Here is a 12282-nt window from a genome sequence, read left to right on the forward strand (position 1 = left end):
ATAAATAATTGAATGCCAAAATATTCTATATTTAAATAAATTTATGTTACACTTATCACGTGAAATAGATTTTAATGGAAAATGAACTTATACTGAATTTCTCCATTGTCTCTCCAATTTATTTCATAAAACCAATTGGAAATGACTTTCTAATGCAGGAGGATGTTTGAATGAAAAAGATGAGTAAAACCGTTTTGGCTACAACATTGGGGACTACATTGATGCTAACATCGATTATGCCTGCCGTTAAAGCTGAGGAAGTAACACCTGATATAAGCAGCTGGGCACTCGGTACATTAAATGAAGGTGAGAAATACGGAATTTTCCCGATCGAATGGTACTATGATGGGTTCCGTACAGCGATTACAACGGAGCGTTTAGATTCATTAATTGAGCTAACTGCACAAAAAATTGCAAGTTTAAATTTGGATAAAAATGAAGAATTTAAGCCAGTTCCGATAAAAGGTGGTGGCACACGCGGCGATGTTATTAACCGTCTTTATAATATTGTCGGACAATACAAATTAGATACAGTAGAAGATGCTGTTACATATATGCAGAAACATAAAATTTTACAAGGCTCGGAAAAAGGCTTGATGCTCGATCAAAAAGCTACAACACAACATGCAGTTATTTTCGCCGTACGACTAATCCAGGATACATTTGAGCAGGCAAATGCCGGCGCGAAAGGTGTTGCATGGATAGTGGAAGATGAAGATACAAAAGTGTATATGCTTGGATCAATTCATGTAGGAACACCGGATATGTACCCAATGCATAAAAAATTAACAAAAGCCTTTGATGAGTCGGACGGTCTTTTTGTTGAGGCGAATTTATTAGATCCTACCGGGATGGATTATTATATTGAAAAGGCAATGTTTAATGATGGACGTACGATTAAAGATGTTGTAAGTGAAGAAACGTATGCGAAACTTCAAAAGGTTGCAGCACAGCTAGAAATGCCAATAGAAGAGCTGGAAATACAAAAGCCATGGCTGCTTTCAAATAATTTTTCGTCGATGATGATGGATGGGGCATTTGGTTTAACAGCAGAAGAAATGGCGATGCATGGAGTAGATATGCAGTTTTTATTAACAGCTTACTTACAGCAAAAACCTATTTATGAGCTGGAAGGTATCAATGCACAAGTCGATATGTTTGAAGCATTATCGCCAGAAGCACAGGAAGAATCGTTAGTAGCCGCACTTGACGGTATTTTGGAGCCAACTGAACAGTCTGAAGAAGATGTTCAGTTAATGGCAGACTGGTTCACGAATTGGGTCAAAGGTGATGTGGAAAAGTTTGCGGAAAGCTTAACTGAAATGGAAGGGGACACATCTGAGTTCAATCAGATGCTGTTTGGTAAACGCGATGCAGAAATGGCCGCAAAGCTTGTTGATGTATTGGAAAAACAAAAAGGGACATTCTTTGTCGTTGTTGGCGCAGGTCACTTCTTAGTCGATAAAAATATTCGCTATCATTTAGAACAAAGCGGTTATGAAGTAAAACCATTTTATCAATAAAATTAAAAGCGCATGGGGCTGGTTACGAAAGTAGCTGCTCCATGCGTTTTATTTTTGGGAATTCATAATAAAACTGTTACTAAGCGTTTAATAACGCTAGCACAGGTCTTCCGGCAACCATGAAAACGATGTAAACCGAAAGTGCTCCTAAAATAGCATAACTAGGCTTCCATAAGCCCGACAAATAAAAAACAAGTACAGTAAATAACACCATGCCGACAGCACCAAAAATGGCGTTTTGCTGGACAATATGAAAAGTGTCTTCCGTCATATTTTTCATTTGCAATCGCATATTGAGCAACGTTAAGATCGGAAGCAATGTTATAATACCGGACAAAAAGTGCAGATTCGATTTGCTTAACCAAGAAGCCAACAGCATAACTGTACCACCAAGAATAAACTGAATGACATAAAACACGTTTCGTATACCTCAATTCCATTAAAATACAATAACTATAAATCATCGAATTGAATCTATCAATCTCATTTTCGGAAAATAGAATTTATTAATTAAAACGAGATTTACTAGGTAGGTTTTCCGTTTAGTTTTATAAAAAATTGCATTAATTCTCTCGAGTTGTAAGAATATGTTGAATTTTCTAGTCATAGTAGTGTACCCTTATTGAAAATGATTATCATTACCGTAATGGTAAAGGGGTGAGGAGAATTCAAACGAACGATTTAATAAAATATTTTGCCAACACATCGATTCAATATACTGATTTATTTGTAACTAGTTTAGATCCTAATGTACATGATCACAATCGTAATACAGCCCCATGTTTAAATGGACTCGTTATTACTCTGTCGGGTAGTGCAGATTTTTCACTGAATGGGGAAGTATACGCTATACATAAAGGGGTAATCCTCCATGCCGGACCTAATATGGCGATTGATATTAAAGTTACAAGTAAGGAACCATGGCATTATACGGTACTGCATTATGAAATGTTAAACCGTCCTTTTTCAATGGATATAGGCCATTTTGAAATCGCTACTGGTCATCATCATAAATTGGATTATTTAGTCCATCAATTAATCTATTTCGAAAAAATACCGGGCGATATGAACCGGCTGAAATGTAAGTCTCTGTTTTTGCAGTTGGTGGAATTTATTGTTATTTGCGCAAAAATGCAAACTTCAAACAATGTAGTGGACCAGGCGATTACATTTATAACCGAACATTATAATTTACCTATAACAATAGCAGAGATCGCGGAGGAGGTAGGGTGTGATCGTCGAAGATTTGCCTATTTGTTTGATAAGCAAATAGGCATGTCACCAATTCAATTTTTAACGGAGATCCGATTAAAACAATCCCGGGAATTGCTGCGTACCACATCAATTCCGATTAAGGAGATTGCTGAACTAATCGGTTACCAAGATGCATTCTACTTTTGCCGAGTTTTTAAAAAGCAATATCACATGACACCGACAAATTTCCGTAAGCAATATTTAACTGTTTAAGCAAAAATCCATGCAATTTGTAAAAAACTCTATGTACGTAAAAACAACCGTTTGATATTATCGACATTGTAAATAAGATGATAATGATAATCATTATCGGTTAAGCGGGAGGAAAAATGATGAAAAAATATCGTACATTAATCAGTGCAGGGGCAATTGCATTAATGCTTGCTGCATGCAATGCGGATAAAGAGGTGGATTCGTCATCTGCAGCTGAATCAGAAAATAAGACAGCACAAGTTTCAAATGAAGAAAAACCTGTTGTAGATGAAGCAACAGAACAAAAAATATTTTATTTAGGAAGCGACTACAAAGTATCTGATAATGTGGAAACAATTATTACAGCAAGTCTGGAAGCGATGGAAGATGCTGCAGTACTCGGTGTAAAGCCTGCAGGTGTTATTTCTACTGATGGCACGTCAATTCCTAAATACTTGGAGGCGGATTTGGCAGGAGCAACTGTTGTCGGGTCCAAAAAAGAACCGAGTACAGAGGCCATGCTTTCTTTAAACCCTGATGTAATTATAGGAACGAGCAAATGGGATGAAGCACAAATGTCGAATTACAACAAAATAGCAACGACATTCCCTTATTCTCATATTTCTACAAACTGGAAAGAAAATTTATTATTATTTGGCCAATTAGCCGGCAAAGAATCAGAAGCACAGAAAGCACTGGATGACTATGATAAGCAATTAGCCAGTACGAAAGAATCGATTTCCAACAGTGAGCTGAAAAATAAAAAGGTTGTTATCATCCGTGTACGTGGCAGTTTGTCGGTCTATCCAGCAGGAGTATATTTAAACCCTTCTATTTATGAAGATTTTGGCTTTTCAGTGCCGGAAGAATTGAATTCAATTGAAGCACAAACAACGATTACATATGAAACATTGGCAGAGTGGAACCCGGATATGATTTTCCTTCAATTTGCTGATGATGAAAATAAGGATACTCCTGAGTTATTACAAGAGATTTTAGATAATCCCATATTTAACAGTACAACTGCTGCTAAAACAAATAATGTACATGTTAATCTTATAGATGCAATGGCACAGGGAGGAACAGCTTGGTCAAAAATTAACTTCCTGAAAGCATTTAATGAAAACGTATTTAAATAATTACGAATTATTCAATAGACAGCTTCAGAGAAGGTAGAACAGACTGTACAATATTTCTGTGAAAGGGCTGTACCGGAAAGGCTTTTCCGGGCAGCCTCTTTCATTTAACCAATAAAAGGAGGCCTATATTTTTGAATTTTTCATACCGGCATTTCATTTTATTTTCAACAATAATGCCTGTTCTGATTGTTGTTGTGACAATCATGTCGATTTCGATGGGTACAAAATCAATCTCTCTTGAAACTATTAATGATGCATTTATCCGTTACGACAAAGAAAATATAGATCACCAAATCATATGGTCTGGTCGGTTACCAAGAGCGCTCGCTGTTTTATGTGTCGGTGCATTTTTAGCAACAGCAGGTGCAATTATGCAAGGGATTACACGAAATTTTCTTGCGTCTCCATCAATTATGGGCGTAACGGACGGCTCAGCTTTTTTCATTACGATGGCCTTTGTTTTCTTGCCAGGGATTTCAAGTTTTAATTTAGTCCTCCTTTCTATGCTAGGTTCACTTTTTGGCGGTGCACTTGTATTTGGTTTCGCATCCATAATTAAAAACGGGCTATCTCCAGTTCGACTGGCAATTATCGGTACGGTAATCGGTACATTTATAAGCAGCATCGGAACTGCAATTGCGATGTATCATCAAATTTCACAAACGATTACAATGTGGTATAACTCGAAAGTACATATGTTAGAAATGGAATTAATCTATTTATGTGTTCCAATTGGAATGATCGGACTAATACTGGCACTTTCATTGGCGCGCGCTGTGACAATTACAGCACTTGGCGAAGATGTTGCGGTCGGATTGGGGCAGAACACAAGAATAGTAAAGGTATTGAGTATGTTAGCTGTTGCTATTTTGACGGGTACTGCTGTAGCTCTTGTTGGAAAAATTGCTTTTGTAGGATTAGTCGTACCTCATATTGTAAGAATGCTTGTGGGCGTCGACTATCGTGTAATCATTCCTTGTTCGGCTGTTATGGGTGCCTTTTTCCTTGCAGGCTGTGACCTCTTAAGCCGGTACATCAATTTTCCATTTGAAACACCGATTGGAGTAGTAACGGCATTAATCGGGGTACCGTTTTTCTTATATTTAATACGACGTAAAGGCGGGGAAAAATATGCCGCTTAATAAAACAAAATGGCTGTTTATAATGGGCACACTGTTTTTTACGCTTTTATTTGCAATGTATATCCATTTAACAAGTGGCGTGTTCACGATGACGACACCTGAAGTATTTAAAACTTTACTGAGGATTGATTCAACAGAACAATTTGATTTAGTCATTTTTGATTTTAGGCTGCCTAGAATCATTACGGCTGCACTTGTAGGTATGGGCCTTGCGATGGCTGGCGTTGTACTTCAGGGAATTACAAAAAATGCGCTTGCTGATCCGGGAATTATCGGAATTAACGCCGGTGCTGGCTGTGCAATTGTTATTTTCATGTTTTTCTTCAATATGGAACTTATTAATGTGGAAATAAACAGCCTTGTAAAAATATTAATAGTTCCGATTTTTGGTTTTGTAGGAGGAGCAATAGCTGCAGCAATAATATTGGTCATTTCATATAAACATGGACGAATGGATATGCAAAGGCTGATTTTAACAGGGATTGCCATAAACACCGGCTTTAGTGCAGTTACTTTATTCTGGTCACTGAAAATGGATGAAGGGGATTATCAGGCCGCTGCTATTTGGATGAATGGCTCGATCTATAATTCCAACTGGTATTTTGTCAATGCAATGCTCCCATGGCTGATTATTTTAGGTGTTTATATTTACCGGAAAACCTATTTGCTCGACTATTTTCAATTGGAGGAAGAGACGGTAACTAGTCTTGGAATTAGTATTGAGAAAGAAAAAATTAAACTAATGCTTGCAAGTGTCGGACTTGTCAGTGCCTGTGTTTCAGTTTCGGGAAGCATAGGGTTCATTGGTTTAATGGCACCGCATATCGCAAGACAGCTAGTCGGAATTCATCATCGCTATATGATGCCGGTAAGTCTTTTTATAGGGGCTGTATTGCTTGTGTTTTCAGACTATGTAGCAAAAACGGTCTTTTCACCTGTAGAGCTCTCGGTTGGGATAGTCGTATCACTTGTCGGGATTCCGTATTTTCTGTATTTACTTGTAAAATCGAAAGGGTGAGATATATTGTATGCATTTGAAGTTGAAAGTTTAACGACAGGTTATGAGAATTCAAGAATTATCGAAAATTTAAATGTGAGCATTCAAACAGGTAAGATTACGACGATTATCGGACCAAATGGCTGCGGTAAATCTACTTTATTAAAAACAATCGGCCGTATATTAAAAAAGGAATGTGGCGAAATTTTTCTGCAGGATGAAAACATGAATAAGATGTCTACTAAGGAAATCGCAAAAAAGCTGGCATTACTCGTACAGTCTCCGGCAGCACCAGGACAGTTGAAAGTACATGAGCTTATTTCGTATGGACGCTATCCTCACCGGAAAAATGTTGGACGACTTACGAAAGAAGACAACGAAAAAATCAATTGGGCGATGGAGGTCACAAATACTTTGGAATTCCAAAATCGGGAAATCGCAGCACTTTCAGGTGGGCAACGGCAGCGTGTGTGGCTGGCGATGGCTTTGGCGCAAGAGACCGATATTTTATTGTTGGACGAACCGACGACATACTTGGATATGGCACATCAACTGGAAGTGCTTGAAATAGTTCAGCAACTCAATAGAACGTTTGGCTGTACGATAATTATGGTGCTCCATGATTTGAATCATGCTGCAAGATTTTCAGATGAACTGATCGCGATGAAAAAGGGGGAAGTGCTTCATACAGGCACACCCGTACAAATAATGAAAGCCGACATATTAAAAAATGTATTCCAGATTGATGCTAAGATTATGGTTGATCATGAACATCAGGTACCCGTCTGTTTTTCATATAATTTAATGAAATAGGTGAAGTTAATGCAATCAAAGTACAATGGCTATTCTTATATTTTGGACATTTACGTACCGAATGAAATACCTCCCGCAGAAGGGTTTCCGTTAATCATCGTGTTGGATGGAACACGCTACAGTAAACTGATGTACGAAACAATGGCAATGCAGTTGCGAAACAGGAAAAAAACATTAGTTGATCCTGCAATTATTGTTGGTATCGGCCATGATGATAAGGATATTACAAAACAGCGATTTTATGATTTCACGGCACCGGCAGTTCATTATCATTTTCCTGTTCGCAGGGGGAAAGTGATGCAGGAGCTTCCGGCTGGAGGAGCAGTACAATTTTTGGATTTTATTTTGCAGCAAATTGTACCGATGCTTCAAGAAAAATATGCAGTTGACGATCAGAAAATATCGCTGTATGGACACTCGTTAGGCGGATTATTTGTCTTGTGGAGTTATTTAATTTATCCGGACAGCTTTTATAAATATGTAGCTTTAAGTCCATCGATTTGGTGGAATAATCATGAGCTTTTTCGGACAATTCGACAAGTGGAAAATCCTATTGAAGCACCTATATTCATAGGAGTCGGAGGTAAAGAGGGCGATATGGTTGATGATGCGCAGAAATTTGTTGCAATGGCTTCTGAGAAATGGATTAACTTTGAATTTTATATAGCAGAAAGCGAAAATCACGCATCTGTCATTCCAACTACGATGAGCCGGGTTTTGCGATTTTTAAAATCAGATGATTAAATGAATTAAGCAGGTGGAACGAACCGGCTGCTTTATAACTAATTGAACTCTTTTAGTTTAATTCAAATCCATAGAACCGCCTTTTATGTTAAATAAAACAGCGGGCCATTTGCACAACATGTTTTTATGTAGTTGTTTACGGGAAGAGATGACTATCACGCTTCATACATCGTTAGCTACATGGATATAGTAGGAGGAATGCAAAATGGGAAACAAAGAATCTGAAACAAACAAAAAATCATATAACCGCTTACCTGATGAACGTAAAGACGAGAAAGTAGAAAAATTTGATGAAACGAATCATGTAAATGTACAAAACGAATCAATGAAAGATGATTTATTGCTTAAAACGAATAAAGAATCGTTTAACCGTTTACCGGATGAGCGTGATGATAAAAAAATGGAGAAGTATAATGAACGCAGTCATGTCGAAGGGAACGAGGAAAAAAAAAGCCTAAAAACGAATAAAGAATCGTATAACCGCTTACCGGAAGAGCGTGATGAAGCAAAAATGAAAGACTACAATGAACGAAGCCATGTAGAAGATAACATTAAGCAGGATACAACCGCCGAGACGGTGAAAGAGTCCTATAACCGTTTGCCGGATGAACGTAATGATGAAGATATGAAAAATTATAATGAGAGAAGTCATGTGGAAGGGAACGGACATACAGACAAACCTGTTGAAACCGTAAAAGAGTCCTATAACCGTTTACCAGATGAACGCAATGGCGAAGTGATGAAATCTTATAATGAACGCAGTCACGTAGAAGGCAATCAGCAACAAGAAATGAATGTTGAGACCGAGAAAGAATCGTACAATCGTATACCTGACGAACCGGTTCAGGAAACATTAGTGCATGAAAAATATAAAAGTAATAACAAATAAATTTCATCTCATTATACGCAAGAAAAGCATCGAATTTAAAATCGATGCTTTTTTGTTTAGCTTCTAAGCTGATACCAGCTGAATAGCATTGCGACTAAACCGATGCTCAACAATATCCCGCCGACAACAAGAGATGCATTGGCATAGCTTGTTTTAATAAATATGTATTCATTCGTATCTGACATACCACCAAGAGATTGTATCCAAATAGAGCTAAGTGAATTGGCAATTCGTCCGTTAAAAAAAATTAATAGTAGTCCAATGAGCGCAAATATACTGCTTAATTTAAGCAAATCCGAATTTCTTGTCGAATTTAACATGTTATCCCCCCACTGAACGTATTCGATAGGTGTTCATAATGTCGATTATTTGAGGAAATTGTTCAGCGATATGATGGGCTTTTTTTATTTCTGCAAGCTGGGCAAAATCAAAGTTCACTGCAATGGCTATTAAATTGTTATCAATCGCTGCGTTAATATCGGATGCGCGGTCACCAACGACAAAACCGCTGACTATATTCTGTTCCTTTATTATTCGTTCTACAAGTTGAGATTTATTTTTTGATGGAATTATATCAATACTGTAGCATCCCTTTATCCAACGTTCTAAATTATATGTAGACATAATTGCTCGTAAATAAGCCGTTTCGCCATTACTGGCAATAAATAATGGGTAAGATTCACTTAACGATTGAAGTGACGGCAATACGTTTTCGTAAAGGGCACCGTTACCTTGTCGGATTTCTTCAATAAGTGATGCCTGAAAAAAATGATTGCTCTTTTCACGAATTTTATCGGAATGATCGGGACACAACGTCTTCCAAACGACTTCAAGCGGTACACCCATTATTTTTCGGTATTGCTCGATAGGAGCAGCACCTGACCAAAGATTATTTTGACGTAAATACTCAAATGTACGCTCGAGCGCCGGCTCTAAAATAAGATTTGTTTGAAATAAAGTGCCATCCATATCAAATATAATTGCTGTTTGCATTAACTTCACCTCGTATTAATTTTATAGCCGAATGATTCTCCGTTTTTTAAATTGATTTCGTGTCCATTAATAACGACAATCTCATTGGTCAGCCATTGAATATTCGCTTTTTCGGCATGTCTTTCATAATAAACCTGTTTCTTAAATCCAAAAGGACCATCAAGTTCTCCACGGATACCAAATGATCCCATTGCTCCTGCATCGAAAGCATAAAAATCCAATGAATAGTCCATATTCGGTGAATAGGATGTAAACAGATGTTCAGTCCCGCCAAATGAATAGACAACGATTTTTAAAGAGAAAAATAAAATAATAAACGATGCAAATAAAATGGAGATAGTATTTACGAAAAACGCAACCACTTTCTTTAAGCGTGACAATTGTTTATATTCCTGCCGTAGTGCATATATAATGAGCACAAAAAGAAGGGCAACAACAATAAGTGTTGTATAGGAAAACGTCCATAATGTTGTACTCATCAAATAAAAGCAAACCCCGATAAAGGCAAGACATAGACTGAAGATCGTAATGGCAGACCAAAAATTCCGCAAAAAAGCACCTCTTAACTAACTGGAAAATAATGTTTTAATATTTGACGCTATATAAAATGGGAAGTTGCACAAAAAAACAGCCGTTTCCAAAATAGCTACGGCTGCTCATGAATAATTATTGTGCTGGGTTTAATTCAAGTTCTACTTTAATTTTAATATCTTTGCCGACTAAAACGCCGCCTGTTTCTAGTGCAGCATTCCATGTAAGGCCGAATTCTTCACGGTCAATTTTCGTTTCCGCTTCAAAACCGTAAACTTCAACACCCCATGGATTAGTTCCTTTACCGCCATATTCCACATCAAATACGGCCGGTTTTGTTACATCTTTAATTGTCAAATCGCCCGAGACTTTATAGTCGTCACCGTCTTTTGTGATGCTTGCTGATTTAAATTTAATGTCAGGGAATTGCTCAATATCAAAGAATTCCGCTGATTTTAAGTGGTTGTCACGATCTTCATTATTTGTATTAATACTTGTCGTATCGATAGTAATTTCAATTTGTGCCGATGTTAAATCTTCTAAATTATCAACTTCTACATCCGCTGAATAATTCGTAAACTGACCTTTAACTTTCGACACCATCATATGCTTGACTTCAAAACCTATTGTTGAGTGTGCCTGATCGATTTGCCATTTTGCCATGATAAATTCCTCCCAACTATTATGAAACCCAAGAAATTCTTTACCTTGAATTCGAGATAAATTTACCATATTAGGGTATAGGTGTCAATTAAAATATAAGACTATTTAAATAATTCCAACTTTTTATAATGTGTTAATTTTCCAGCATTAATTTAGCGATAATTTCATCAAAACCGTCATTCCGTTTTAGTAATTCATCGATGACAAGTTTTTGGCGTTCTTTCGAATGACCTTGGCTCAATTTTGCCGCAGCTTCAATGGAGCTTATTCGTAATTTGAACGGCACAATGCCTTTCAATAAGCCGGTCATATATTTGGAGTCAACATCATTTACATCATAGGAGCTATTCGGAGTTTCATACTTTTCAATTAAATGGTGAAGAGATCTCCGGATTTCTTCCTCGTCCTCCATCATTTCGATAAACCCCTTTACATGGACAGATACATAGTTCCACGTTGGTACTGAATCTTTTGTTTCGTACCAGGAAGAGGAGATGTAGCTATGGGGGCCATTAAAAACCGCGAGCACCTGTTGATTGAGAATATCTTTCCACTGTGTGTTGGCACGTGCAAAATGGCCGTAAAGAAACTTGCTATCTTCACTTAAAAAGAGCGGTAAATGAGTGGCTTCCGGTACCCCTTGATGAATGGAAACAACTGTCGCAAAACTATATTCTTTAATAATCTTATGAATCTTTTGCTCATCTGTTAACTGATACTGCTTTGGAATATACATTATTTTCCCTCACAAATGTTTTGTCATAATAAAATCGTTTTGTTCTTCTTCACCCATGAAAAATGAATGGAAGCCTGTTTTTACAAAGCCCGCTTTTTCATAAAACGCAATGGCGTTCATATTTTTTTCCCACACACCGAGCCATATTTTGTTTTTATTCATTTCATTGGCCAGTTTGATCGCATCATCCATCAATACTTTCCCTAAACCGAGTTTCTGAAAACAGCTTAAAATATAAATTCGTTCCACTTCCAGAGTGTCCGGCCCTAACAGTTCGGACTGTGCTTCATCTGTATTGACCTTTAAATAACCTGCCAGCTCTTCATTTACAAACAGTAACTTAAATAGTGAGTGTTTATTTTCAAGCTCAGCTGTCAGTTTTTCTGCTGAAAAAGCTGTGTTCAAATAAGCCGTCATACTTTCCTCGCTGTTTTGCTCATGAAACGTTTCGTAAAACGTATCCCGGCTGATTGTTTGTAAAGCGTCTAAATTTTCGTTAGTACATTGTATTAGTTGAATGTTCATTATAATAACTCCTTAATATTTGCGTTTAACCCTCGCTTTACATTTTCCCAATCTTTTAAAGAGATGTAAACCGAAAATTTGGTAAATTATAGTTGAGGAAAGTATTGACAAAACATTCTATCTATTGTTATAGTTGGAATA

At 37.2% G+C, this 12282-nt stretch carries 15 protein-coding genes; 8 read left to right on the top strand and 7 right to left on the bottom strand.

What is annotated here, in order from left to right; genetic code table 11:
- Positions 1-170: 170 nt before the first annotated feature.
- Complete coding sequence (locus tag M3166_RS04625) at positions 171-1523, top strand: TraB/GumN family protein (RefSeq protein WP_251687756.1); 1353 nt, start codon at positions 171-173, stop codon at positions 1521-1523.
- A gap of 79 nt (positions 1524-1602) precedes the next feature.
- On the opposite strand, the gene M3166_RS04630 is transcribed toward M3166_RS04625, so the two are convergent.
- Positions 1603-1941: a GlpM family protein gene (locus M3166_RS04630; protein WP_014823793.1), complete on the bottom strand. Its 339-nt coding sequence runs from the start codon at positions 1939-1941 to the stop codon at positions 1603-1605.
- 239 nt (positions 1942-2180) lie between these two features.
- Between M3166_RS04630 and M3166_RS19485 the strand changes: the two genes are divergently transcribed.
- The 7 genes from M3166_RS19485 to M3166_RS04665 all read left to right on the top strand — a co-directional run bounded on the left by M3166_RS19485 (position 2181) and on the right by M3166_RS04665 (position 8693).
- Entirely contained in the window at positions 2181-2990 is an 810-nt protein-coding gene (locus M3166_RS19485) for a helix-turn-helix domain-containing protein (protein WP_251687757.1), read from the top strand.
- Between the two features lie 119 nt (positions 2991-3109).
- Complete coding sequence (locus M3166_RS04640) at positions 3110-4108, top strand: ABC transporter substrate-binding protein (RefSeq protein ID WP_251687758.1); 999 nt, start codon at positions 3110-3112, stop codon at positions 4106-4108.
- A gap of 131 nt (positions 4109-4239) precedes the next feature.
- The gene (locus M3166_RS04645; protein WP_251687759.1) at positions 4240-5250 is read left to right on the top strand and encodes a FecCD family ABC transporter permease; all 1011 of its coding nucleotides are present in this window, start codon (positions 4240-4242) and stop codon (positions 5248-5250) included.
- Positions 5240-6268: a FecCD family ABC transporter permease gene (locus tag M3166_RS04650; RefSeq protein ID WP_251687761.1), complete on the top strand. Its 1029-nt coding sequence runs from the start codon at positions 5240-5242 to the stop codon at positions 6266-6268. The genes M3166_RS04645 and M3166_RS04650 overlap by 11 nt, the downstream gene beginning before the upstream one ends.
- Before the next feature lie 6 nt (positions 6269-6274).
- Complete coding sequence (locus M3166_RS04655; protein WP_251687763.1) at positions 6275-7060, top strand: ABC transporter ATP-binding protein; 786 nt, start codon at positions 6275-6277, stop codon at positions 7058-7060.
- 9 nt (positions 7061-7069) lie between these two features.
- The gene (locus M3166_RS04660) at positions 7070-7804 is read left to right on the top strand and encodes an alpha/beta hydrolase (RefSeq protein WP_251687765.1); all 735 of its coding nucleotides are present in this window, start codon (positions 7070-7072) and stop codon (positions 7802-7804) included.
- 205 nt (positions 7805-8009) lie between these two features.
- Positions 8010-8693, top strand: a complete 684-nt coding sequence (locus M3166_RS04665) for a hypothetical protein (protein WP_251687767.1) — start codon at positions 8010-8012, stop codon at positions 8691-8693.
- Positions 8694-8749: 56 nt separating this feature from the next.
- Here the strand turns inward: M3166_RS04665 and M3166_RS04670 are convergent, their stop codons facing one another.
- The 6 genes from M3166_RS04670 to M3166_RS04695 form a co-directional block, all read right to left on the bottom strand.
- Entirely contained in the window at positions 8750-9013 is a 264-nt protein-coding gene (locus tag M3166_RS04670; protein ID WP_251687769.1) for a translation initiation factor 2, read from the bottom strand.
- A 1-nt stretch (position 9014) separates the two neighbouring features.
- Complete coding sequence (locus M3166_RS04675) at positions 9015-9686, bottom strand: HAD hydrolase-like protein (RefSeq protein ID WP_251687771.1); 672 nt, start codon at positions 9684-9686, stop codon at positions 9015-9017.
- Between the two features lie 5 nt (positions 9687-9691).
- A complete protein-coding gene (locus tag M3166_RS04680) occupies positions 9692-10237 on the bottom strand; it encodes a DUF5412 family protein (RefSeq protein WP_251687773.1) in 546 nt (181 codons plus the stop codon).
- 115 nt (positions 10238-10352) lie between these two features.
- Positions 10353-10880: a YceI family protein gene (locus M3166_RS04685; protein WP_251687775.1), complete on the bottom strand. Its 528-nt coding sequence runs from the start codon at positions 10878-10880 to the stop codon at positions 10353-10355.
- A 133-nt stretch (positions 10881-11013) separates the two neighbouring features.
- The gene (locus M3166_RS04690; protein WP_251687778.1) at positions 11014-11616 is read right to left on the bottom strand and encodes an FMN-binding negative transcriptional regulator; all 603 of its coding nucleotides are present in this window, start codon (positions 11614-11616) and stop codon (positions 11014-11016) included.
- 9 nt (positions 11617-11625) lie between these two features.
- The gene (locus M3166_RS04695; RefSeq protein ID WP_251687780.1) at positions 11626-12141 is read right to left on the bottom strand and encodes a GNAT family N-acetyltransferase; all 516 of its coding nucleotides are present in this window, start codon (positions 12139-12141) and stop codon (positions 11626-11628) included.
- Between the last annotated feature and the right edge of the window lie 141 nt (positions 12142-12282).

The organism is Solibacillus isronensis (assembly GCF_023715405.1).
Taxonomy (GTDB): Bacteria; Bacillota; Bacilli; order Bacillales_A; family Planococcaceae; genus Solibacillus; species Solibacillus isronensis_B.

What these genes read in the sequence shown, in the direction of transcription:
- M3166_RS04665 (WP_251687767.1), top strand. Translation starts at nt 8,010, where the DNA reads ATGGGAAACAAAGAATCTGAAACAAACAAAAAATCATATAACCGCTTA.
- M3166_RS04695 (WP_251687780.1), bottom strand. Translation starts at nt 12,141, where the DNA reads ATGAACATTCAACTAATACAATGTACTAACGAAAATTTAGACGCTTTA.
- M3166_RS04670 (WP_251687769.1), bottom strand. Translation starts at nt 9,013, where the DNA reads ATGTTAAATTCGACAAGAAATTCGGATTTGCTTAAATTAAGCAGTATA.
- M3166_RS04690 (WP_251687778.1), bottom strand. Translation starts at nt 11,616, where the DNA reads ATGTATATTCCAAAGCAGTATCAGTTAACAGATGAGCAAAAGATTCAT.
- M3166_RS04625 (WP_251687756.1), top strand. Translation starts at nt 171, where the DNA reads ATGAAAAAGATGAGTAAAACCGTTTTGGCTACAACATTGGGGACTACA.
- M3166_RS04650 (WP_251687761.1), top strand. Translation starts at nt 5,240, where the DNA reads ATGCCGCTTAATAAAACAAAATGGCTGTTTATAATGGGCACACTGTTT.
- M3166_RS04640 (WP_251687758.1), top strand. Translation starts at nt 3,110, where the DNA reads ATGAAAAAATATCGTACATTAATCAGTGCAGGGGCAATTGCATTAATG.
- M3166_RS04660 (WP_251687765.1), top strand. Translation starts at nt 7,070, where the DNA reads ATGCAATCAAAGTACAATGGCTATTCTTATATTTTGGACATTTACGTA.
- M3166_RS04685 (WP_251687775.1), bottom strand. Translation starts at nt 10,880, where the DNA reads ATGGCAAAATGGCAAATCGATCAGGCACACTCAACAATAGGTTTTGAA.
- M3166_RS04675 (WP_251687771.1), bottom strand. Translation starts at nt 9,686, where the DNA reads ATGCAAACAGCAATTATATTTGATATGGATGGCACTTTATTTCAAACA.